13 protein-coding genes are annotated in these 25,630 nt (G+C 51.0%); 5 read left to right on the top strand and 8 right to left on the bottom strand.

Annotated elements, in window-relative coordinates; translation table 11 throughout:
• Positions 1 to 253 precede the first annotated feature (253 nt).
• Both BQ5379_RS08705 and BQ5379_RS08700 read left to right on the top strand, forming a co-directional pair.
• Positions 254 to 1,129, top strand: coding sequence for an enoyl-ACP reductase FabI (locus tag BQ5379_RS08705; protein WP_071135073.1), 876 nt, complete (start codon positions 254 to 256; stop codon positions 1,127 to 1,129).
• Positions 1,130 to 1,321: 192 nt separating this feature from the next.
• Positions 1,322 to 1,561, top strand: a complete 240-nt coding sequence (locus tag BQ5379_RS08700; protein WP_071135072.1) for a hypothetical protein — start codon at positions 1,322 to 1,324, stop codon at positions 1,559 to 1,561.
• Positions 1,562 to 1,978: 417 nt separating this feature from the next.
• Here BQ5379_RS08700 and BQ5379_RS08695 read toward each other — a convergent pair whose 3' ends face one another.
• From BQ5379_RS08695 to BQ5379_RS08685, 3 genes are all read right to left on the bottom strand, one after another.
• Positions 1,979 to 4,129 carry a SusD/RagB family nutrient-binding outer membrane lipoprotein gene (locus BQ5379_RS08695; RefSeq protein WP_071135071.1) on the bottom strand — a complete coding sequence of 717 codons (2,151 nt, stop codon included), beginning with the start codon at positions 4,127 to 4,129 and terminating at the stop codon, positions 1,979 to 1,981.
• Positions 4,130 to 4,154: 25 nt separating this feature from the next.
• Positions 4,155 to 7,340, bottom strand: a complete 3,186-nt coding sequence (locus BQ5379_RS08690) for a SusC/RagA family TonB-linked outer membrane protein (RefSeq protein ID WP_071135070.1) — start codon at positions 7,338 to 7,340, stop codon at positions 4,155 to 4,157.
• A gap of 498 nt (positions 7,341 to 7,838) precedes the next feature.
• Positions 7,839 to 8,945 (bottom strand): pyridoxal phosphate-dependent aminotransferase, encoded by a 1,107-nt coding sequence (locus BQ5379_RS08685; RefSeq protein ID WP_071135069.1) that lies wholly within the window; start codon positions 8,943 to 8,945, stop codon positions 7,839 to 7,841.
• Between the two features lie 508 nt (positions 8,946 to 9,453).
• Between BQ5379_RS08685 and BQ5379_RS08675 the strand changes: the two genes are divergently transcribed.
• Together BQ5379_RS08675 and BQ5379_RS08670 are read left to right on the top strand one after the other, a co-directional pair.
• A complete protein-coding gene (locus BQ5379_RS08675) occupies positions 9,454 to 12,657 on the top strand; it encodes a SusC/RagA family TonB-linked outer membrane protein (RefSeq protein ID WP_262493659.1) in 3,204 nt (1,067 codons plus the stop codon).
• A 23-nt stretch (positions 12,658 to 12,680) separates the two neighbouring features.
• Positions 12,681 to 14,831, top strand: coding sequence for a SusD/RagB family nutrient-binding outer membrane lipoprotein (locus BQ5379_RS08670; RefSeq protein ID WP_071135066.1), 2,151 nt, complete (start codon positions 12,681 to 12,683; stop codon positions 14,829 to 14,831).
• Positions 14,832 to 15,208: 377 nt separating this feature from the next.
• Here BQ5379_RS08670 and BQ5379_RS08665 read toward each other — a convergent pair whose 3' ends face one another.
• The 3 genes from BQ5379_RS08665 to BQ5379_RS08655 all read right to left on the bottom strand — a co-directional run bounded on the left by BQ5379_RS08665 (position 15,209) and on the right by BQ5379_RS08655 (position 22,656).
• Complete coding sequence (locus tag BQ5379_RS08665) at positions 15,209 to 17,344, bottom strand: SusD/RagB family nutrient-binding outer membrane lipoprotein (RefSeq protein ID WP_071135065.1); 2,136 nt, start codon at positions 17,342 to 17,344, stop codon at positions 15,209 to 15,211.
• Positions 17,345 to 17,367: 23 nt separating this feature from the next.
• On the bottom strand, positions 17,368 to 20,898 hold the full coding sequence (locus BQ5379_RS08660) for a SusC/RagA family TonB-linked outer membrane protein (RefSeq protein WP_083377675.1): 3,531 nt from the start codon (positions 20,896 to 20,898) through the stop codon (positions 17,368 to 17,370).
• A gap of 297 nt (positions 20,899 to 21,195) precedes the next feature.
• Positions 21,196 to 22,656, bottom strand: coding sequence for an aminoacyl-histidine dipeptidase (locus tag BQ5379_RS08655; RefSeq protein ID WP_071135064.1), 1,461 nt, complete (start codon positions 22,654 to 22,656; stop codon positions 21,196 to 21,198).
• A 107-nt stretch (positions 22,657 to 22,763) separates the two neighbouring features.
• Between BQ5379_RS08655 and ispF the strand changes: the two genes are divergently transcribed.
• Positions 22,764 to 23,246 carry a 2-C-methyl-D-erythritol 2,4-cyclodiphosphate synthase gene (gene ispF / locus BQ5379_RS08650; protein WP_071135063.1) on the top strand — a complete coding sequence of 161 codons (483 nt, stop codon included), beginning with the start codon at positions 22,764 to 22,766 and terminating at the stop codon, positions 23,244 to 23,246.
• Between the two features lie 172 nt (positions 23,247 to 23,418).
• Here the strand turns inward: ispF and gap are convergent, their stop codons facing one another.
• Complete coding sequence (gap, locus tag BQ5379_RS08645; protein WP_071135062.1) at positions 23,419 to 24,423, bottom strand: type I glyceraldehyde-3-phosphate dehydrogenase; 1,005 nt, start codon at positions 24,421 to 24,423, stop codon at positions 23,419 to 23,421.
• 166 nt (positions 24,424 to 24,589) lie between these two features.
• On the bottom strand, positions 24,590 to 25,537 hold the full coding sequence (locus BQ5379_RS08640; protein ID WP_071135061.1) for a glycosyltransferase family 2 protein: 948 nt from the start codon (positions 25,535 to 25,537) through the stop codon (positions 24,590 to 24,592).
• Between the last annotated feature and the right edge of the window lie 93 nt (positions 25,538 to 25,630).

Below are 25,630 nucleotides of genomic sequence, written 5' to 3'. Positions count from 1 at the left end.
ATGATATTCCCCATAGAATGAGGGGTTGTAATTTTTCCCCGCTCTGCCGTTTTCCTCTGAAAAACCACAGAGCGGGGTTTTTACATCTGATAGGGAAGACTATGTTTTTTACGAACATACGTCGCTACTGTATTCGACAAGCGGCCTTAAATGTCCATCGTCCCACGTTGGCTCCGAAGGACAATGGCACACAAGTTGCTGAAATCTCGGGAAAATCACTACCTTTGCAAAAAATTTATAAAACCAAAACAGCATGTCTTACAATCTTCTGAAAGGGAAAAAAGGACTGATCTTCGGAGCCCTGAACGAAAAATCGATCGCCTGGCAAGTGGCTGAACGTGCCGTCGAAGAGGGAGCCGAAATCGTTTTGACCAATACCGCAATGGCTGCTCGTATGGGCGGAACGGCTGAACTCGCCGAGAAACTCAACACCATATTTGTTCCGGCCGATGCTACCAGCGTCGAAGACCTGGAAAATCTGATCGACAAAACCATGGAACACTTTGGCGGGAAGTTCGACTTCATCCTGCACTCGATCGGTATGTCGCCCAACGTGCGTAAGGGACGTACCTATGACGACCTCGACTATGGTTTCCTGATGAAGACCCTCGATATTTCGGCCATTTCGTTCCACAAAGTGATGCAGGTGGCACGTAAAAAAGACGCCCTGAACGAATGGGGCTCGATCGTGGCCCTCTCCTACATCGCTGCGCAGCGCACCCTCTACGGCTACAACGACATGGCCGATGCCAAAGCGCTGCTCGAATCGATTGCCCGCTCGTTCGGTTACATCTACGGCCGCGAAAAGAAAATCCGCGTCAACACCGTGTCGCAGTCGCCGACGCCTACCACGGCCGGTAGCGGTGTGATGGGGCTCGATCACCTGATGGACTTCGCGCAACGCATGTCGCCGCTGGGCAACGCTACGGCACTCGACTGCGCCAACTACGTGCTGACCCTCTTCAGCGACCTCACCAAGAAAGTAACCATGCAGAACCTGTTCCACGACGGTGGTTTCTCGAGCATGGGTATGAGCCGCCGCGCCATGAAACTCTACAGCCAGAGCCTCGAACGCGAGCTGAAAGAGTACGAAGAGAAGAATATGGAATTCCTCGACGTGAAACACTAAATCAGCGCATCGCAGGACCCACGAAAATAACCGTTTTAAAAGCAAGAGCCGGGAGAAAACGTACATTCTCCCGGCTCTTGCTTTTGGCGTTAATCTCTGCCCCGGAACAGCGCGCGGCGAGACATTTAAAAACCCCGGAAATGTTTTGTCGACTTATCGGGCTCGAAATACATTAGAGGTTACCCGAAGATCGTGGAAGTCGAAACTCCGGCTGATCGCCCCACCGACCATCTGCCCTACTGGGTGGAACCCCACGTAAATGCAGACTACGAAACTGCTCTCGAATTTCCGCGTCGTGGTTCGCTGCCGCAGCCTGAGGCTGCCAACAACAATAACTACAACGCAGCTCGCAATGAGTTGCTTAAACAAGCCAACTATGGTACGACTAATGATAATGCCGGTCGTATTTTCTGGAATACTCAAGGCTTGTAGTCAAACGACTCATAAGTAGAGTTTTAAATGAGAAGAATCCTGCCCGAAAATTTTCGGGCAGGATCCTTCTCTACATAAGTACTGCAATTATATATTCTTCCCATAGACGGGACCTGCTGTATCAATTGTTCATCGAGCCAGTATATCTGTGTAGGCTAACTTTCAACTCGGAACTTCTAGTTACATTTTCGAAAACACATGCGACTATCTAGTAGCCTCAGTGCAGCATCACTATAACATTTTTAAATAGAGAAGCCTCCTATGCAAATATCTTGGACCTGGATCTTTACATGGAGGCTAATATGAACTTCTTTTCCTCAGAAGAATACTAACACCGAGAAGAAGTTAGAAGAATTAAGCAGATAGAATCCTGCCAGGAAAGTTCCTGACAGGATTCTACTAACAAGGAAGATACTACTACAAGCCCTGAGTATCCCAGTAGATACGTCCGGAGTTGTCACCGTAGGTGGTACCGTAGTTGGGTTGTTTCATCAACTCATCGCGGGTAGCATTGTAGTTGTCGTTATTGGCAGCGTCAGGCTGCGGCAGCGATGCACGACGCGGCCACTCGAGGACAGTTTCGTTGTCATCACTAGCATGGGGCTCCATCCAGTAGGGCAGACGGTCGGAGGGACGATCGGCCGGAGACTCGATGTGTTTGATGGTCGGATAACCGGTGATACGCCACCAGTCCCATACTTTAACCGGGTCGGTATAACCGTAGATCCACATCTGGCCCACAACGGCAGCTTTCTGAGCTTCAACACCAGAGAAGGTGGACAGGGCTACGCTGCTTACATAAGGAGCGATCTTGTCGGTAATGCTGTACACGCCGTTATCATTGATACCTTTGATTTCCGGGTTGATGTAGCGCAAACCATATCGATCGTCAGTGTGGGTATGTTCCAGATTCGTCGCAACCTGGATGTTGCTGCGAATTGCAGTACCCTGCAGTTCTTCCATAGCAGAAGTTACACCATTGTTATACCATTCATCGGCCGATTTACCGGTGTTAACCCCGTCGAGGGTCAGGTAAGCCATCATGAAGCAGTATTCCGGATAGGTGTAAATCGGGTTACGGAAGTACAGACTCCAGCGGTCATCAGAAGTACCGTCAAAACCGTTAAGACCGTCATTATTCGAACCGTAGTCACCACCGGCCGATTTGTAATAACGTCCTTGCGGACGGCAGCATACCTCGATTTGGAACGATGTATCGGCTCTGGACACGATGGTGTAGGTATCAGTCGGGTCGTTCGGGTTGGTTACCGTCCACGGGAAGAGCGTCTTGTTGTGCTCTTCATCTCCGGGTTTGTAGCCAGGAGCGTAGAAGCGGAACGTAAAGTAGAGCTGGCCCCACAATTTACCGGCATTGGTTTTGTCGGCATCGTACGGGTTGGCCGACTGACCCTGGTAAGCCAGCATCGGATTTGTCCAGAAATCAAATACGCCATTCCAGCTTTGCAGACTCCAGGTCTTGGTCTCGCTGTCATAAACCATGCGTTTTTCCAGCGAGTCCGGATAGTAAGCTTTGATCCATTGCAGCGCGCTGTTGTCTTCGAACAGGTTGTTGGCACGAGCCAGCAGCGGCAGACGTGGGTCGTCCAGATTTTTCAGATAGCTGATAAAGTTATCCGTTACTGCATAACGCCAACTGATGTCAGTACTTTCGGCAGACTGGTAAACACCACCGCTGCTCGACGGGCCATTCAGATAAACGAATGCACCGTCTTCAGCAGTTTCGAAACGCCCCGAAGCGCTGGTTTCAGCCAGCACTTTGTCGAAACGAGCCTGATCGGCATTCTTCATGATCCAGGCCATGTAGAGACGGTACGAGTTGGCAAACTTCTTCCACAGGGTACGCTGCTCAGTATAATTACCACGAACAGCCGGAGCCACTTTAGCAGCCGGAGCACCTTCCGGAAGTTCATAACCGTAGATCGGGTCATACATGCCCAAGTCTGCAGTACCTTCATTGGCCGGTTGTTCCAGAACGGCGATGTAGCTGGCCAGTTCATCATCCATAGCTTCGTAGGTCTCGTTGTTGAAGATGTCATACTCCGGAAGAGTGATACCTTCGGTGATCCCTTTGAAAGCCTGCGAATAGACGTTGGCACCGTAGTTCTGGAAGATACGGAACGATTCGTAGATCTTCACGATACCGCAGATGGCACGAAGATCCTGATATTTCAGAGCTTCGGTCTCATCCAGGTTGTCGTCAATGTAGTTCATGATCGATACCAGTCGGTAACCTCTGCTTTTGTACCAGTCATAGTGGTAGCCCGTAGCAGGAATACCCGACCAACTCATGGCCTGGTCGTTACAATACGTTCCATTCCCGGCTCCATCTTGATGCACAAAATACTGCATGTTGATAGCCGTTTGCCATTTTTGAGTCGCCGCGCCACGCGAATCGTAGTCGAGGTCGCTCATCGCACCCAGGAACAGGTATCGCGGATCGGTACTCCCGATCGTGTCGGGGTTGGTGTTCAACTCGCGCATCTTGTCTTTACAACCGACAAGGGCCAGAGCTGCCAAACCGCCGATGATATATTTTGTTAGTTTCATATGCTGTCTTTTTCTTGTGATTGAATTAGAATCTCAGATTCAGCGAGAACGAGAAGTTACGCATGAACGGAGTGGTAGCGTAGTTGTACGGAGTCAGCGAGTTGTTCGACAGGTTGCCATCCGGGTTCACACCGATACCGGTACCGTTGTAGATGTAGCAGAGGTTACGTGCGGTGAAAGCCAGACGAGCCGACTGCAGACCTACGTGTTTGATCCATTTTTCCGGGAAGTTGTAACCCAGGGTCAACTCACGAAGGGCTACGTAGCTCTGTTTTGCCATCTGCTGTTCGGGCCAGCCTACTGCATACTGTCCCCAAGCCGAAGCGAGGATCGGCTGGATGTGACCGGCTTCGTAAGCTTCACGGAAGGTCATACCAGAGAGGTCAACCTCTTCACCGGTCTTCATGCTCGTTACGGTCGAACCGGTGTAGAATACCACGTCTTCCGGAACGACACCGTTGCATACGGTTTCGCCTTTGTAGTTGATACGATTTACACCGCCGTGTTCTTTGTCACGGCCGTACAGGGTGTATTCGGCATTACCGTTACCGTCGTAGTAGTATTTGTTACCGATGGCCAGGTCACCACCCGAGCGACCGTCGATCTGAGCGTAGAAGTCGATCGAACCGCTGTTGTTCGGCAGGTTAACCATTACGTTGGTGTTGAAACCGAAGTCGAAGTCGGGTTCTACATAACCCAGAATTTCGGTACGATTTTCCTTGCCACCCCAGTACGAGGCTTCTGAACCGAAGTAACCGGTAATGTTGCTGGCACCGACATAGTCGTAGTACATGTTGGTCGGGAACTGGGTACCCGGAACGGTGGATTCACCAACTTTACCAGCAATGTGGATGTACTTCATACCATTGCGGTAATCTTTCGGATCGTTGGCGTTATAATATTTAGCGATCGGATCCAGGAAACCATAACCGTTACCGGAGCAGAAGACACCATATTCACCGCCTTCGAAGGCATAAACACCCGGGGTCATCGAACCGTCCCATGCATAACCGGTTACCGTGTAGTAGTCGACATTGTTGGCCAGTTCAATAATCTTACCGCGGTTGCGGCTCCAGTTGGCACCGATGTTCCAGGTTACGGTACGGGTACGGATCGGAGCGAAGTCAAGTTGGATTTCCCAACCCTGGTTCTGGATGTTACCGGCGTTAACCAACTGCGAACCTACGCCAGATTCCGATACGGCGCTCAGCGAAAGGATCTGGTTACGGGTGTTGGTTTTGTAGTAAGCTACGTCGACACCGATCGCACCGTTCAGGAAGCGGAGGTCGGCACCGAATTCCCATGAACTCTGTACTTCAGGTTTCAGGTCGTAGTTCGGAAGAGTTCCGTTGTTGAAGCTTGCGCTCAGCAATGCGGTGTTGGTCGGACCGTACATGGAACCTACACCAAAGCCACCGGCCCCGCTGGCGGTCGAGTAAGCGCCGGTACCCATACCTACCTGTGCGAACGAAGCACGCAGTTTACCGAACGAGAGAACATCCGAGTTGATCTGGAAGGTATCCGAGAATACCCACGACAGGTTCACCGAAGGATAGAATACCGAGTAGTTGTTCTGACCGTAGGGGATCCAAGTCGGATAGAGCAGCGAGCTCAGCCAGTCGTTACGGGCAGTTACTTCCAGGAAGACCTGGTCTTTCCAGTCAAGGTTGACTGCTGCACCGACACCGAGGGTCATCGAGTTACGGTTCGATTTGCCAACGCCCATTTCAGACTGGGTAATCGGTTCCTTCGAGTTGGCGAAGGTGAACAGACCGGGGGTGATCAGACCACCACGAGTGCTCTTGTTATAAGAAGCGCCTACGGCGTTACCATACAACTGAGCGAAGACGCGGGCATCCAGACCGAGGTTGTCATCCAGGAAACGTTTGTTACCGTGGATCTGAGCGGTACCGTCGTATGACGATGAGGTGCTGCCACTGATGGCATATTTACCTGAAGTAAGATAACCGGTTTGCTTTTCTTCGGTAAAGATCTGCCAGTTATTGTAGGTCAGGCTGACACTGGCATCCAACCAATCGGTGAACTGAGCGTTGATACCCAACTGAGCAATGATGGTCTGTTCGTTGCGGTTAATGTTTTTTTCAACTTGATCAGTAAGCAACGAGTTGAAGGAAGAGAAGTTACCAGAAAGACCTCCGATATACGACTTGCCGTCCGGAGCAATGTAGTGATCGCGATACCACGCCAGGTCCGTATTACGGTTGGCATAGTAGTTCGTAATCATTGCAAAACCAGTGTAGTTGTTTGCATTCAGGGTATTCGAGTTCGAGTACTGGATGTTCAGGTTGGTCGAGAAGACGTCGTTGATCTTACCGTTGGTGGTGAAGTTGATCGAGTGACGGTTGAAGTTGTTGTTCTTCATGTTACCGTCGCCGTTCGTATAACCGTAAGAGAGACGATAGGTTGCTTTTTCCGAACCACCGGTCAGTGCTACAGTTACGTTGTCGTAGTTACTGTTCTGGTACATGGCTTTCCAGTTGTCCGGATAGGCTACGAAATCTTCTGCAGGGTTCTCAATACCTTCATCTTCAAAATACTTGTAGTATTGATAAACCTGCTGGCCTTTCATCGATTCAAAAGAGGGACCCCAAGAACCGGCAGTATAAGCAGTGGCGGTAGAACCAATACCAGGAATCATGTCGCCTTCATAACCGTTGTTGTAACGACCCATACCGTATTCGTTCTGCAACGGCAGTGAAGGATCGTAGATGGTACCCCATTCGTGAGAGTAGTTTACTTCCACACCGATACCTTTGCGGGCTTTACCGCTCTTGGTGGTGATCACGATAGCACCGTTGGCACCACGAGAACCGTACAGCGAAGTTGCGGCTGCACCTTTCAGAACGGTTACTGATTCGTAGTCGTCCGGGTTCAGGTTCTTCAACTGGTTACCGTACATGGTGCTTTCGCTTACAGAGAAGTAACCACCGGCACCTTGCTGATCGTACTGCATCACGATACCGTCGATTACATAGATCGGAGAGTTGTTCTTGTTCAGCGACTTGTTACCACGGATCGTCACGCTCGGAGCGGTCGTAATACCACCGGCACCACCGGTCGAAATACGCACACCGGCTACCTTACCCTGAAGGGCGTTGGCGGGGCTCAGCGTGTTGGTACGAGCCAGTTCGTCACCCTTTACCGTAGAGGTAGCATAACCCAGCGCACGGTTCTGTTTACGACCACCCATGGCCGTAACTGTCACCGCCTCTGTCTGTAAGGCACAAAAACAACATTTATTCAATTAATTATTAGTGCGTTACGTGGATTTCTGCTGTAAAAATCGATTGATAGGATGAGATGCCAAATACTCTACCAAGAACTGGATAATTATGGATTGTTATGGGAGAGCACGCTCGAGATCGCGTTTATACGAGATACACTTAAGTTGCGATGACAATTGTATAATTTTCATTGACTCATTGATAATGAAGACTGTGATTTAAAACATTATGGTATTCATTCTGATAACTTATGTAAGAGCTTAAAAAAAATAATCCTATAGTGAATTGCTGGTTCAAGGAGATATTATCCTGCTAATTACTTTTCCCAAAGTTGTTCTGCGATAAGTATTTATGAGTTAGAGAGAATCGTCTAACTTTTCTAAAATAAGACTGGCTGGACGATATAAATATCGCCCAGCCAGTCTGCAACAATTACAACGCTTTTATTTGTTCTGTGAAGGAGGTTATTGAACCTGATCGAAGTATTTGACAAACTTCTGATGAGGCGCCGATACACAGATACGCGCGAACTTCGAAGCTTTTTCTTTTTGGCTCTTGGTGAAGAAAGAAAGAGATACGCTACCGATGTGGTGGGCCAGCAACTCTTCCTCCGTACGATTTACAACAACGAAAATACCGGTCGGGGTGCTGGCATGATAGTACTCTTCGGCCAACAGACCACGCTGTTTCAGGTACTCGATGTTCAAGGCGATGTCACGCGAAGTTGCAGCTTTAAAGTCGTTGGCTGCTTTAATACCTTCAGGCGCCGTCAGCAGGCGGAGAACCAGTTGTTGTGCAAACGCGTTGACCCCATTTGTGCAGTACATCAGACGAATCTCAAGCTCATCGTGCAACTCCTTATTGGTAGTGTGGATGAAGCCCAAACGCTGACCACTCAAACCAACCGACTTGCTGAAACTTTCCGTGATAACTACATTCTCGAGGGCCATCAGACGCTGGTAGTAATTGTCGGTACGGTCGTAGAAGATTCGGCGGTAAGGACTGTCGAAGAAGACCACGACGCCTGCATCATTCAACTTTTTAATCAAAGCGAATTGTTGATCATCGTCATACTTTTCGCCCAGCGGATTACCCGGATCGCAGATCAAGACCGCATTGCCTTGAAGTTCGGGAATCATGTTCTCGAGATCGCTTTGTGCCATGTATTCGGCACTTCCTACTCCACGAACGGTAAGCATTTGGAAATAACATCCCCAATAGTAGACCGGCAGGTAGAGTTTCCCCATGCCGACCGCTTGTACCACCAGGTCCAAGGCATTCATACCGCCAGCCGAGATCAGAATATTATCGGGCGACGATTTACCCCCGAAATACTCTTCGTTGATGGCTTGACGCAATGCAGGAAAACCAGGTCCCGGAGGATAAACCTGAATGTCATTCGAGTTGAAGTCAATATTCTTGACAACCTCAGACAGATCAATGTTGACTACGGCATTAACCCCACGGTTCAAAGGGAGGTATTCCTGTCCAGTTTCGGCAGTCAGTTTTTTGAGTTTCTCGCCGATCTGTACGATTTTCGAGAGCGCGGCGCCACTTTTTTTGATCTCCATGTGTTATGCTTTAGGTATGTTTTCTCGGTGATTAGTTCTCTGTTTAGTTAGAATCCCGGTTGTATTTTACGGACAGCATTACTCTCAATTCGAGCAGACACCGTTTTTACCCCAACGGGATTGTCTTCCTAACAACTAAACGACAGTACTTAATCGTTCTTGGTTTTGTCGATGCAAAGTAATGTTTTTTCCAGCAATCATTCATCATTGTCAGTATAAGAATTTGCTGATTTGTTAAGAATATACCTTAATTGTTATATTTTGAATTTTCTTTGACAGAGAGAGAATAGGTGATCATTAAAATGAGAACGTCTGATGAGGAGAATCTTTCTATTCCATAAACAATCCGTTTTTGTTTGATTCTCACATTTGATAAAGGTCATTCTTGGCAAAACATATCTGGTGATATTTTTCAACATCTCCAAGCAATTTTCAATGATGGCCATTTGTGTAAATCGTTGTAAAACAATTGCTTTTTTGTTGTTTTTGTGCCTTACAGACAGAGGCGGTGACAGTTACGGCCATGGGTGGTCGTAAACAGAACCGTGCGCTGGGTTATGCTACCTCTACGGTAAAGGGTGACGAATTGGCTCGTACCAACACGCTGAGCCCTGCCAACGCCCTCCAGGGTAAGGTAGCCGGTGTGCGTATTTCGACCGGTGGTGCCGGTGGTGTAACGACTGCCCCGAGCGTAACGATCCGTGGTAACAAGTCGCTGAGCAAGAACAACTCTCCGATCTATGTGATCGACGGTATCGTGATGCAGTACGACCAACAATCCTCTGGTAATTATTGGACTGTTGAGTCTGGTACCATGTACGGTAACCAGTTGAAGAACCTGAACCCGGACGACTACGAATCAGTAACCGTACTGAAAGGTGCAGCCGCAACTTCGCTGTACGGTTCTCGTGGTGCCAACGGTGCCATCGTGATCACCACCAAGAGCGGTAAGGCCCGCAAAGGTATCGGTGTGGAAGTGAACTACTCGCACGAATGGGGTGTCATTTATGAAAACTCGCTCCCTCTTCAGAATACATATGGTATGGGTTCATACGGTAACGGTTACGAAGGTGACCTGATGCCCGGCGTCAGCTCTACCGCTACTTCCTACACTTCCGTATCCTGGGGTCCCTCTTTTGAATCGATGAAAGGCCAGCAAATCTATCAATACTACAAATACTATAAAGAAGGTGGTATTGAAAACCCGCTGGAAGATTTCGTTGCCTATCCGAACAACTGGAAAGCCATGTACCAGAACAGTAACTACGACAACGTGAGCGTAGCACTGACCGGGGGTTCGGAAAAAGCAACCTACCGTCTGTCGTACGGTTATACGAACGGTGACGGTAACATGCCGAACAACAACTTCAACCGCCACTCGATCAACTTCACCACCAACGGTAAGATCAACGACGTCTTCTCGGCAAACTTGAACCTTCAGTACTCGAACTCGAATACCCTGAATGCCAACAACTATACCGGCTTCAGCATGATTACGAACTACTACACCAACCGTAATACGGACTTGGAGTGGTATAAAGATCATTACATTTCGGAAGACGGCAGATCGTTTATCGGCGGTGTAACGAACTCGTACTTTAATACGTACAACTCGTTACTTCAGAACATTGCTGAGAATAACGTAAACCGTAATGAACAGACCTTGATCACCCAGTTGGGCTTGAACGCCCAGTTCACCGATTGGTTGGACGCCAGCGTCAGCGTAACTTACAACAACTGGCAGATCTTCACCGAAACCAAGAATGCCGGTTACCTGAAAACGGGTCAATACGCCATCAGCGGCAGCACCTCTTCGTCGTACGATGGTACCGCTCAGATCCACGGTAACAAACGTTTCCTGGACGACAACCTCGGCTTGGACGTACGTGTTTTTGCTCAGTTGTATGGTAATGCCGTAGGTGCATCTTACAATAAGAGTACGAAAAATGGTCTGGTCGTACCGGGCGTTTTCTCCTTTGCCAACTCGAAAGATCCGATCACGCAATCTGAAATGGGCGTTGGTAAATCGAACCGTAACTCGATGACCCTCGGTGTCGGTGGTGCCATCAACCTTGACTGGAAAGACCAGGTCTTCCTGGAATTCACCGCCCGTAACGACTGGTTGAGCTCGCTGCTCTATCCGACCTGGATTCCCTACGGTCAGAACAACTACTCGGTATTCTATCCTTCGGTGAACCTGTCGTGGGTATTCTCGGATACCTTCCAGATCAACCCCGACGTTCTCTCGTTCGGTAAACTGCGTGCTTCGTTCGCCCAGGTAGGTATGGGTACTGGCGCTTACTCGACCGCCAGTGGTGCAGGTGGTTTCAGTATTGGTTCTGTATACAGCCCGTCCAATTCTGCTTTGACTACCGCTTCGTTCAATAACGGTACTCTTCCGAACTACGACCTGAAACCTGAAGTACAGAGTTCTTGGGAATTCGGTGCCGACCTTCGTTTCCTGAACGGTGTGATCGGTGTCGACGTAGCCTACTACAAAACCAACACCCGCAACCAGATTCTTTCGCTGGCAGCCGTATCGGAATCGGGTGTAAGCTCTCAACTGATCAACGCCGGTAACATCCAGAACCAGGGTTGGGAAATCCAACTCGACTTCGCTCCGATCCGCACCCGTACCGTAACCTGGAACATCGGTGCCAACTGGAGCCGCAACCGTGGTAAGATCAAGGAACTGGCCAATGGTATCGACTACTACACGGTAACCGGTTATGCATGGGACGGTTCGATGACCCCTGGTGTTTATGCCTTCGAAGGCGGTGAATACGGTGTCTTCTGCTCCGGTAACGGTTACGGTTACCTGACTCCGATTGCCCGTTATAACAACGCGAGTGATCCGAACGACTACCGCAACGGTATGAAACTGATCCATATTGCTGGTAAATATGGCGAAACCAATGTCCCGGGTACCGAATTCCCGACCAACATGGTTTACGACTATGTAAGTGCAGGTGATATTACCGGTTACTTCGGTGACAATGCATCGTACTGGGGTGGTGCGTCGAATCGTACCCAGATCCTGGGTTATGTAGAACCTGACTTCGACTTCGGTTTCAACACCAACGTAATGGTTAACCTGCCGAACAACAGCGGTTCGATCGATTTCTACGCTCAGATCGACGGTCGCTCGGGTGGTGACCTGGCCATTGGTAACAAATACTACTTCGACGGTCGTGGTAGTGCCGAATACACCCTGTACGGTCGTGATGAAAAACACGGCGGTGTGGCTCGTGTGAACTACAAAGGCGAAACCGTAATGAACGGTATCATCCCGCAGGATGTAGTATTCTACACCGGTTCGACCGTAACGAGCATGAAGACCGGTGAAGAGGTCGACCTGGCCGGTATGACCTTCCAGGAAGCCGTTGATGCCGGTCACATTCAGCCGGTTCTGGCTTCGACCTGGAACGGTTACGCAACTGGTTGGCCCGAACAGCAGATGGCAAAACAGAGCTACGTAGCCCTTCGTGAGTTGACCCTGGGTTACAACTTCCCGGAAAAATGGATCAAACACGTAGGTCTGCAGTCGGCCCGTCTGGCCTTCACCGCACGTAACCTCTGCTACATCTACAACGGTACCGGTATCGGTGTGAACCCGGATGGCAACCTGTCGAACAACTCGCTGACTCCGTACAACTACGCTACCACTCCGTTCGTACGTAACTTCTCGTTCTCGCTGAACCTGAGATTCTAACCACCACAAGAAAAAGACAGCATATGAAACTAACAAAATATATCCTCGGCGGTTTGGCAGCTCTGGCCCTTGTCGGTTGTAAAGACAAGATGCGTGAGTTGAACACCAACCCCGACACGATCGGGAATACGAATCCCGAATATATGTTCCTGTCCGCGATGAGTAATCTCGATTTTGATTCGCGCGGTGCAGGGCAAGTAAGATGGTCTTCGGGGGTCAATATGCAGTACTTCGTATATTACGATGGTGCTGGTGACGGTACCTACTGTAACGATCAGGCCATGAACTGGTCATCTCTACCCATGATTGGTTATTATTACGATTGGTACAAGAGTAAAGGCTACTCCATGGTGTCGATCATGAACTACCTCGACGACAACCTGGACGAAGCTGCCGCTCAGAAGTATCAGGACCTTCGTGCCATCTGCGGTATTGTGAAAGTTTACGAAGCATTCCGAGTGTTCCAGAACTACGGCGCTAATGTATATACGCAGGCCTTCAAGGCCATTACCGAAGGTATCACCCTGCCGGAGTACGATATCTTCGACAATGCAATGTACGAAGCTCTGGACGATGAACTGGCTGGCTACATCGCCGTTCTGGAACAGCAGAACAGTGGCCAATGTGATCTGGGAGTATATGACCCGATCTACGGTTATAAACTTCCTGATGGTGCAGCACAAGCTGCGATGGCACATATGTCGCGCGGCAATTATGACGAACAGCGCACGCTGTGGAAGAAGTTTGCCAACACGTACCGCCTCTACATGGCCTGGATCATGAAAAATGCCGACCCTGCACGTTTCGACAAGGTACTGGCTGAAACCAGCGCTTCGGGACGTTTCGAAAGCGCTTCCGATGGTGCATACACCTACCTGAACGGCCCGAGCAACGGTACCAACAGTAGTGGTACGTATGCAGCCGCTGAAAATGCCGACATCAGCACCCTGTATTCGGTATCGGATAACTTCGTATGGTACCTGAAACAGCTGAATGACCCGCGTCTGCCGCTGCTGGCCCGTGCCAACAACCTCTACGAAGCCAATACGGCTCTGGAATGGATCAAAAAATACTATCCGGACTCGCTGGAACAGCACATGGTTTACAATGAGGACACCAAAACGTGGGGTCTGCAAAGTTGGAATGGTGTATTTGACTTCTGGGGTGATCCGATGTTGGCTTACCAGGGCCAGTCGCCCAACCCGTATGACGCCGACAAAACCAATGCCGGTAAATTCTGGGGTAAGAGCACCTTTACCTTCACGTTCTATGCTCCTGGCTATATTAAGGGCGATGAAGAACATAACAAGACGCTCTTCCCGTGGACGGTAACCAACCCGAACGATCCGACTGACACGTACACCATTGAGACTCGCGCAGACACCTCATTCTCGATCGAGATCGGCAGCCGTCCGCAAGGTCGTTACTTCCTGTCGGCCGGTGGTCAATATGGACCGTATGACGGTCAGGGACGTAACGGTTTCGACGGTACCGACGCCGACCGCTACAGCCTCTACTTCCGTCGTCCGCTCTACACCTATCCGGAGTACTGCTTCATGATGGCTTACCTGTCTCTCGACGGGGTTAACACCGGTAAATCGGCTGACGAATGGTACAACACCGCAGTGACCTCCGCAATGGAAGAACTACAGAATACGGCTATCACCAGCAATATTCAGGTGGCTACCAACCTGGAACACACCCATGAAGATGAGACCTACGGTCTGCAATACATCAACCCGGAAATTGTCGGAATCAACGACAATGGTGTGTATAGCATCACGGATAAGATTGGCTCGTATGTTACCAGCGTGGCTCTGTCGAACTTCTCGGATCAGAAAGCTGCTGTCGTAGGCCAGATGTGGATCTACAGCTATCTGGATCCGGTTAAGATGTGGGACTGGTGGCGTGTCACCGGCTACCCGAAGATCGTGGAAGTCGAAACCCCGGCTGATCGTCCCACCGACCGTCTGCCCTACTGGGTTGCTCCTCATGCCAATGCCGACTATGAAACCGTTCTCGAGTTCCCGCGTCGTAGCGCTCTTCCGCAGCCCGAAGCTGCCAACAACGCTAACTACAACGCCGCTCGTGACGAGTTGATGAAGCAGGCGAACTACGGTACCACCTACAACGACAACTCCGGACGTATCTACTGGGATACTCAAGGTCTGTAGTCAAACGACTCATAACTGGAGTTTTAAACAAGAAGGATTCTGTCCGAAATTTTCGGGCAGAATCCTTCTTATTTTGGCATACTATGATTGCAGCGCAAGTAATACGAATACAGGATATCTGTCTAATTCATTTAAACCCTTAGAAAGGCCTTAAAATCCAATTTCGAGATTTCTGCTGCTGAACGGACTATCCGAGCAATGTATCTGCGTCACCTTTAGGTTGATCATTGATCAACAAAAAGCCCCCGACCAGATCAGTCGGAGGCAGAATCGGACTTCCCCAAAAAAGATTACTAACACCGAGAAAAATCCGACAGAGATTACTAAACATGGAATCCGGGCTTCAGTCGAAGTCCGGATTCCTGCGTTTAGGGTGATTACAAGCCCTGAGTATCCCAGAAGATACGGCCGGTAGTCTCGTTATACATCGTACCGTAGTTGGCGATCTTCAGCAGAGCGTCACGGGCTGCATTGTAGTTTGCGTTGTTGGCAGCTTCGGGCTGCGGCAGAGCACCACGACGCGGCCAGGTCAGAACCGTACCGTCAGCTTCGGTAGAGGGCTGCATCCAGTAGAGACCCGTCGGACGTTCGGCCGGGGTGTTGACATCCACGATTTCGGGATAGCCGGTGATACGCCACCAGTCCCACATCTTCTGCGGCTGACGGTAGCTGTAGATCCACATCTGACCTACGATGGCTTCCTTCTGGTCCGCAGCGGACGACAGAGCGTTGGCCTGCAGATAGTTGCTGATCATGGCTGCGTCAATGGCATATACGCCGTTGTCGTTGATGCCCACGATTTCCGGGTTTACGTAGTGCGTACCGGTAGCTTCGGTATAGTAGGTATGCTCGGTGTTGGTAGCCACCTGCACGCCATAGCGTACGGCTTCCATCTGGAGTTCTTCCATAGCGGCCTGTACCCCGTCGTTATACCATTCGTCAGCCGATTTGCCGGTACTTTCGCCATCGGTGGTCAGGTAGGCCATCATGAAGCAGAATTCCGGATAGGTGTAGATCGGGAAACGGAAGTAGATACCCCAGCGGTTGTCGATCGAACCGTCGTATCCGTTACCGTTGCCTTCACCGACGATACCGTAGGACGAACCACCGCCGGCAACCCAGTAACGACCCTGCGGGTAGCTACCCATCTGGATGGTAAACGAGGTGTCTGAACCATAGATGGTGCAGGTAGCGGGGAAGTCTTCCGATACAGTCCCTTTGTTGGTTACCGTCCACGGACCCAGATCGTCGTTATCCTGGTTGGGTTGGTAGCCCGGGGCGTAGAAGCGGAACGTGAAGTCACGAACACCCCAGAACTGTTGCGGACCGCTCAGGTTCACGTCACCGGGGTTGGCCGAAATACCCTGATAGGCCAGCATCGGGTCGGTATCGAAATCAAAGATTCCGTTCCAGTCGCGTTGTTCCCAAGCTTTAGTTTCCTTGTTATAGTACCAATGTTTCAGCAGCGAGTCCGGATAGTAGTTCTGGATCCATTGCAATGCAGTATTGGCTGCGTAGAGATCGTTGGCACGGGCCAGCAGCGGCAGACGCGGGTCGTCGAGCTCTTTCAAGTACGATACGAAGTTGTCGGTCAGTGCGTAGTTGTAGCTGATCTGGGCAGCTTCGGCGCAGTTGTACGGACCGCCGTTGCTTTCGCCACCGTTTTGGAACGACCATGCACCGTCGTCATCACTTTCATACACGCCCGAGGCGAGAGTTTCGCTCAGCACCTGCGAAAACCGTGCACCGTCAGCATTTTTCATAACCCAAGCCATGTGTAGACGGTACGAGTTACCGAATTTCTTCCACAGCGTACGTTGGGTTTCATAGTCCGAACGGGTCGAGGGAGCACCCATCACCGGATTCACGATGTAACCGTAGATCGGGTCGTATTCGTTCAGCTCAACGGTATTTTCGTTGGCGGGTTGTTCGAGCACGGCGATATAACCTGCCAACTCATCGTCCAGCGCTTCGTACATTTCCACATCGAAGAGGTCATACTCCGGCAGGGTAATCCCTTCGGTGATGGCTTTGAAGGCCTGCGTATAGACATTGGCACCGTAGTTCTGGAACACACGGAACGCCTCGTAAACCTTCACGATACCGCAGATGGCACGAAGGTCCTGATAACGTTGGGACTGCACTTCATCCAGGTTGTCGTCGATGTAGTCCATGACGGTCACCATCCCCTTGCCGACGCTTTTCCACCAGTCATAGTTGTAGCTGATGTTGCTCGGCGAGGCGTAACTCATGGACTGGGTGTTGCAATAGACACCGGTGGAAGCCCCGTTGTAATAGGCAAAGTATTGCATCAATGCGCCGACATTCTGCGGAATAACCTGCAGGTAGCCTCGCGAAGGCCAGTCGAAATTCTGCATGGTATTCATGAACAGATACCGGGGGTCGGTCGAACCGATTGTGTCGGGGTTGGTGTTCAACTCACGCATCTTGTCCTTACAACCGACAAGAGCGAGCGCCGCCAAACCGCCGATAATATATTTTGTTAGTTTCATATGCTGTCTTTTTCTTGTGGTGGTTAGAATCTCAGGTTCAGGGCGAACGAGAAGTTACGCACGAACGGAGTGGTACCGTAGTCGAACGGAGTCAGGGCATTGTTCGTGATGAAACCGTCGGGGTTCGATTTGCCGTTGGTCCCGTTGTAGATGTAGCAGAGGTTACGTGCGGTGAACGACAGGCGGGCCGACTGCAGACCTACGTGTTTGATCCATTTTTCCGGGAAGTTGTAACCCAGGGTGATTTCACGCAGTGCCATGTAACTTTGTTTCGATACCATATCGTCAGCATAGCCGCGGGTGTAACCCCACCAGGTCGAAGCGAGTACCGGCTGGATGTGACCGGCATCGACAGCCTGTTGGAAGGTCATACCGGCCAGATCGACCTTCTGGCCCGTCTTCAGGCTGGTAACGGTCGAGTTCGAGGTGTAGAACACTGCATCCGGAATGATACCGTTGTAAACAGTCTCGCCTTTGTAGTTCACACGAGCAAGACCGCCATGCGATGCGTCACGACCGTACAGGGTCTCTTCCGTGTTACCACGTGCATCCAGGTACCATTTGGTAGCCTGTACCATGTAACCGCCCGAACGACCGTCGATCTGAGCGTAGAAGTCGATCGAACCGCTGTTGTTCGGCAGGTTAACGCTCAGGTTGGTATTGAAACCGTAGTCGAAGTCGGGTTCTACTTTACCCAGGATGGTCGTGGTGTTTTTCTCACCGCCCCAGTACGATGCTTCGTCACCGTAGTAACCGGCAATGTTCGATGCACTTACATAGTCGTAAACCATGTTGGCATAGTAGCTGGTACCCGGAATGGTGTTGGTGTCGTACTGACCGGCATAGTAGATCAGACGTTTGCCGTTACGCGGATCGTTCGGATCGTCTGCATTGTAGAACTTGGCAATTTCGTTACCAGCACCATAACCGTTACCGGAACAGATCACACCGTAGTCGCCGCCGACGAAGGCGTAGACACCCGGAGTCGAGGTACCGTCCCACGAATAACCGCTGATGGTGTAGTAGTCGATGTTGTTGGCCAGTTCTTTGATCTTGCCACGGTTGCGGCTCCAGTTGGCACCGATGGTCCAGTTCACGGTACGGGTACGGATCGGAGCCAAATCGAGTTGGATTTCCCAACCCTGGTTCTGGATGTTACCGGCGTTGATCAGCTGCGAGCTTACACCCGATTCCGATACGGCTGCCAGCGAAAGGATCTGGTTGCGGGTGTTGGTTTTGTAGTAAGCCACGTCGACCCCGATCACACCGTTCAGGAAACGGAGGTCGGCACCGAACTCCCAAGAACTCTGAATTTCAGGTTTCAGGTCGTAGTTCGGAAGAGTTCCGTTGTTGGCAGAAGCGGTGAAGATGCTGCTGTTCATCGGGCCGTAAATGTTACCGATCGAATATCCACCGGCACCGCTGGCGGTCGAGTAAGCGTCGGTACCCATACCTACCTGAGCGAACGAAGCACGCAGTTTACCGAACGAGAGCACGTCAGGGTTGATCTGGAAGGTATCCGAGAATACCCACGATACGTTGACCGAAGGATAGAACACCGAGTAGTTGTTTTGGCCGTAGGGAATCCAGGTCGGATAGAGCAGCGAGCTCAGCCAGTCGTTACGGGCGGTGAGTTCCAGGAAGATATGGTCTTTCCAGTCGAGGTTGACGGCACCACCGACACCGAGGGTCATCGAGTTGCGGTTCGATTTGCCGACACTCATTTCAGAAGTGGTGATCCCCTCTTTCGAGTTGGCGAAAGTAAACAGACCAGGGGTGATCAGGCCACCACGGGTACTCTTGCTGTACGAAGCTCCGACGGCATTACCGTACAGTTGGCTGAAGATACGTACGTCCAGACCGAGGTTGTCGTCAATGAAACGTTTGTTGGCATGGATCTGAGCGGTACCATCGTACGACGAAGAGGTGCTGCCGCTGATGGCATATTTACCGGTCGTCACACGACCCCAGTTTTTGGTTTCGGTGAAGATCTGCCAGTTGTTGTAGGTCAGGCTGACGCTGGCGTCCAACCAGTCGGTGAACTGAGCGTTCAAACCCAACTGCGCAATAATGGTCTGTTCATTACGGCTGACGTTTTCGTCATACAGTTGACCAATACGGCTATTGATATTGCTCAGACTGGTCGTACCGTAAGTTGCATTGGTTTCGGGATTGATGTAGTGATCCTTATACCAGGCGATGTCGGTATTACGGTTGGCGTAGTAACCGATCACCATCGAAGGTACGGTTGTCCACGAACCACCAATGGTCGAGTTCGGGTTTTTGGTCGTCGAGTTCGAGTACTGGATGTTCAGGTTGGTCGAGAAGACGTCGTTGATCTTACCGTTGGTGGTGAAGTTTACCGAGTGACGAGAGAAGTTGTTGTCCGGCATGTTACCGTCACCGTTCATGTAGCCGTATGAGAGGCGGTAGGTTGCTTTCTCGGAACCACCGGTCAGCGCTACGGTCACGTTGTCGTACTGACTATTCTGATAGAACGATTTCCAGTTGTCGGGATAGGCCACATAATCATCCGGCGGGTTGTCAATGCCATCCGGTGAGTAGTACTTGTAGTACTGGTACATTTGCTGCCCAGCCATCGAAGCGAACGAGGGACCCCAAGAGTTAGCAGTGTAACCCGTAGCGGTAGAATTGGTGCCAGGGATCATATCTCCTTCATAACCGTTCGAATACGAACCCATACCGTATTCGTTCTGGAGCGGGTAGGCATTTTTGTAGATGGTACCCCACTCGTGTGAGTAGTTCACCTCCACACCGATACCTTTGCGGGCTTTACCACCTTTGGTGGTGATCACGATGGCACCGTTGGCACCACGAGAACCGTACAGTGAAGTTGCAGCTGCACCTTTCAGGACGGTTACAGATTCGTAGTCGTCCGGGTTCAGGTTCTTCAGCTGGTTACCGTACATGGTTGCATCGGTATTACGGAACAGATTACCTGCAGATTGTTGATCGTACTGCATTACGATACCGTCAATCACATAGATCGGGGAGTTGTTCTTGGTCAGCGACTTGTTACCACGAATCGTTACGGTAGGAGCAGTAGTAATACCGCCAGAACCACCCGTCGATACGCGCACACCTGCTACCTTACCCTGAAGGGCATTGGCAGGACTCACGGTATTGGTACGGGCCAGTTCGTCACCCTTTACCGTAGAGGTGGCATAACCCAGCGCACGATTCTGTTTACGACCACCCATGGCAGTCACCGTTACCGCCTCTGTCTGTAAGGCATCGGGCTGCATGGTTACGTTGACGGTCGATTTCCCTGCAACAGGGACTTCTTGTTTACGCATACCGGCGTAGTTAAATACCAGAGTGGCATTAGCTACCGATGCGTTGTTGATGGTGTAAGCACCGTCCGCACCTGTCAGGACAGCGACGTTCGTACCTTTGATCTGTACGACTACACCTGCGAGTGGTTGCCCGTCTTCAGAAGACTTGACCACACCGCTCACCCGTGACTGCGCATAGGCTGTACCGCCTATAAGCAAGCCAAGGACCAACAATGTTAACAGTCTAATTTTCTTCATATAAAAGCATTTAAGTGAAAAGGGTTAATATTGTTTTACTTGAGTTCCCATTAGGATCCACCCCTAACTAAGGACAAATATAGGACTCTCTCGCGAGATAAAAAAACTTTTTCGCTCGAATTTTGCGTTTTATTCCCCACAGTACCTTAGGGTTAAATGGCCCCACTATTGACGCATCTGACATTAATAAATAATTTTACTAACCTAATTTATTATGGTTCAACCGGCTGCAATGCGGGCGGAAACATCTGTCCGATGTCCCGCCCGACATAAATTTTTATTTATAAATATGAATTCTTACGCCTCTTCCACCAGACGCTTCAGATAGGCCCAAACTTTAGCCACACTGGCAATATCCACTCGTTCGGCCGGCGAATGCACGCCGCGAAGCGTCGGTCCCGTAGAGATCATATCCAGATGCGGATACCGCAACAGGAAAAGCCCACATTCAAGACCGGCATGTATCGCCTTGACTTTCGGTTCATTGCCAAACATCTCTTTATAAATCTGAGCAGAGCGGCGCACCAGCGGAGAATCAGGATTCGGCGCCCAGCCGGGATAACCGTCCGAATGCACCACCTCTGCACCGGCCAACGCAAAATGGGCCGCAACACGGTCGGCAATATCGCGTTTGGCACTCTCGACCGAACTGCGTTGCGAGGTGGTAATGACAATTTTACCCGCCTCAGGTATCTTAACGGAGGCCAGATTGGTCGAAGTCTCAACCAGTCCGGGAATTGCAAAACTCATGGCCATAACACCGTGAGGAGCCGCGTACAAGACATCCAACAGACGACGCTGCACCTCGGACGGGAGCACTGAATCAACATCTGCGTCACTCGCTTCGAACGTCATTGAGATCGATGTTTCGGTGTGCTTAAACTCGTCTTTCATCTCATCCGCCAACTTCCGGAACAACGCTTCAGCCGCCGCGATTTGCCCATCAGGAAGGGCTACAATCGCCTCTGCCTCACGCGGGATGGCATTACGAAGGTTACCCCCGTCGAACTTCACCAAACGCATGCCACACGTCCTGTCCAGATTCCACAGCACACGGGTCAGCAGTTTGTTCGAATTGGCAAAACCCTTTTCGATATCGTCACCGGAATGGCCTCCGTGAAGCCCCGACACCTTTATATGATAAGAGCGATAACGTTCCTTATCTTGCAACCGTTCGGGAGTGTAATTCAATGTAGCAATGGTATCAATCCCGCCGGCACAACCGATAAAGATTTCGCCTTCATCTTCGGAATCGAGATTAATCATCCGGTTACCGGTCAACATTCCCTCGCCGAGATTCATCGCACCCGTCAGCCCCTGCTCCTCATCGACCGTGAAGAGTGCTTCAAGACGAGGACAATGCAGTTCAGGGTCGACCAGTACGGCCATTTGCAGGGCCATCCCAATGCCACAATCAGCCCCAAGAGTCGTACCGCGAGCTTTCACCCAACCTTCGTCCACATAGGCCTGAATCGGATCATTTTCGAAGTCGATCACCACGTCGGCATTCTTTTCGCAAACCATGTCCATATGACTTTGCAGGATCAGAGCCGGTTCCCCTTCTCTGCCGGGAGCCGCCGGGCGCACGATTACGATATTCCCCTTTGCGTCACTGCGACACTCCAGGCCGTTATCTCTTGCAAACTGCTCGATAAAGGCACGGATTTTCGACTCCTTTTTCGACGGGCGAGGAACGTGCGTAATTTGTTCAAAAATTCGCCAAACGATCTGAGGTTCAAGTTCAGTTAGCTGTTTCATGTTTATTTTTTTATTAACTTTAATCGTCCAAGTTCACCTCCGCTTTCAGTCGCCCCAATGCGGCGCTTTCCGAAAGGGGAGTTTTACGAATCTTAAAATTACAAAAAATGAAAAAGGTACGTATTGGAAGTGGCTACGATGTACACGCTCTGGCCAAAGGTTTGCCGATGTGGTTAGGCGGCATTCACATTGAACATAATAAAGGCTTCATAGCTCACTCGGACGGAGACGTACTGATCCACGCACTGTGTGACGCTCTGCTCGGTTCGCTCGCACTGGGCGACATTGGCTACCATTTCCCGGATAAAGCACCGGAATACAGAGGGATAGACAGCAAAATCCTACTCCAAAAGTGTGTCGACATGGTGCACGAAAAGGGATACCTTATAGGTAACGTCGACTGTACGGTACTGGCCCAGGCTCCGAAGTTGCGGCCTTACATCAGTTCCATGCAGGAAGCGTTGGCTCCAATCCTGGGCGTAGCTCCGGAAGACATCTCGATCAAGGCGACGACCACGGAACGACTGGGGTTCACCGGACGCGAAGAGGGGGTGGCCGTTTATGCATCGGTACTGATTTACCAAGAGTAACCCGTATCTGCCTATGAAGCATTTCTGCTCCTGAACCAGTCCGCACACCACTGCGACATCACGTATCGTGCAACCCGCGCTCGACTCACGAGCGAATCGGTCGCACACAAAAAGAGAGGCCGGCACCCGATAGGGATGCCGGCCTCTTCCGTATTGGTCTACCGTGGGAAGACTATTTAACGGTGTTCATGTGCTGGATGAGTTCTACCACTTTGTTCGAGTAGCCCCATTCGTTGTCATACCACGAAACGACTTTCACGAAGCGCGGGGTCAGCTGGATACCGGCTTTGGCGTCGAAGATCGAGGTACGTGCATCGCCGAGGAAGTCGCTCGATACAACGGCGTCTTCGGTGTAACCGAGGATACCTTTGAGTTCGCCTTCCGAAGCTTCTTTCATAGCCTGGCAGATTTCGTCATAGGTAACGTCTTTGGCCAAGTTGCAGGTCAGGTCGACAACCGAAACGTCAAGGGTCGGCACGCGGAGCGACATACCGGTCAGTTTGCCGTTCAGGGCGGGGATTACTTTACCTACGGCTTTAGCGGCACCGGTCGAGCTGGGGATGATGTTGCCAGCAGCGGCACGGCCACCACGCCAGTCTTTCATCGACGGACCGTCAACGGTTTTCTGGGTAGCGGTAGTCGAGTGAACGGTGGTCATCAGACCGTCAACCATGCCGAATTTGTCGTTCAGCACTTTAGCGATCGGAGCCAAGCAGTTGGTGGTGCAGGAAGCGTTCGATACAATGGTCTGGCCTTTGTATTCTTTGTTGTTAACGCCCATTACGAACATCGGGGTGTCGTCTTTCGACGGAGCCGACATTACCACACGTTTGGCACCGGCCTGGATGTGTTTTTCAGCCAGTTCTTTGGTCAGGAACAGACCGGTAGATTCAACGACGTATTCAGCGCCTACTTCGTCCCATTTCAGGTTAGCCGGGTCTTTTTCGGCAGTCACGCGGATAGCGTGGCCGTTAACCACCAGTTTACCGTCTTTAACTTCGATGGTGCCGTTGAATTGGCCGTGCATGGTGTCATATTTGAGCATGTACGCCATGTAGTCTACCGGAACGAGGTCATTGATCCCTACGATCTCGATATCGTTTTTGGTCAGAGCTGCGCGGAACACCAGACGACCGATACGGCCGAAACCGTTGATACCTACTTTGATTTTAGACATAGCTTTGTGTTTTTTATGGTGTGTTGTTAATTTGTTCACTGTTACCACTCTCCGTCCCCTCTGTGGGGTTCGTGGTGGGCCTACTGTTCCGGCTGCAATTTTAATAATTTTTTTAGAACCTTACAATTTTTTGCACCCGGATTCTGACCTGACCGTCCGATTTTGCTTACAATCGTTCGTCGACCAGGTAGCGGTTACGTTCGGGAGCCGAACGATTGACCATCTCACCCAGGAAACCGGCCAGAAAGGTCTGCACGCCCAATCCTACGGCCAGCAGGGCGATGTAGAAGAGGGGCTGCTCGGTGACGGGACGCAGCGGAAGTCCGTCGGCCTGAAGGGTCAGCTTCTTCACGATCAGATAGACGGTGATAACGGCACCGACCAGAAACATCAGCGTGCCGATTCCCCCGAAGATATACATCGGACGGCGGCCGAAGCGGGTCATAAAGAGCACGGTCAGCAGGTCGATATACCCTTTGATCATGCGTTCCCATCCGAATTTGGAAACGCCGAACTGACGGGCGCGGTGCTGTACGACCTTCTCGCCGATGCGTTTGAATCCGGCCTGCTTGGCCAGGATGGGGATAAAGCGGTGCATCTCGCCGTAAACCTCGATCGACTTAACCACCTTTTTCTTATAGGCCTTGAGACCGCAGTTGAAGTCGTGGAGTTTGATCCCGCTGGTCACCCGCGCCGTGAGGTTGAAGAATTTGGAGGGGAGGGTTTTTCCGAGCGGGTCATAGCGTTTCTGCTTCCAGCCCGACACCAGATCGTACCCGTCGTGGGTCACCATACGGTAGAGTTCGGGAATTTCGTCGGGCGAATCCTGCATGTCCGCATCCATCGTGATGACCACGTCGCCTTCGGCGGCATCGAACCCGCAGTAGAGGGCAGGCGACTTGCCGTAGTTGCGACGGAACCGGATACCCCGAATCACCGGGTAACGCTCTTTGAGGCGGGTGATAACATCCCACGAGGCATCGGTCGAGCCGTCGTCCACGAAAATCACTTCGTAGCTGAAACGGTTGGCCTCCATCACGCGGAAGATCCACTCCATCAGAGGGGTCAGCGACTCCTCTTCATTATATACGGGAATGACAAGCGAAATTTCCATGTCCAATTAAATTACGATTCCATTTGCCCCACACCTTTCCCTCCTCGGCCGGCTATCGCCTCGGGCGCCTCTCAGGTTTTCTCTTCGATCGGG

Source organism: Millionella massiliensis (genome assembly GCF_900104655.1).
Taxonomy (GTDB): Bacteria; Bacteroidota; Bacteroidia; order Bacteroidales; family Rikenellaceae; genus Rikenella; species Rikenella massiliensis.
This window is presented reverse-complemented; position numbering and strand designations above follow the sequence as displayed.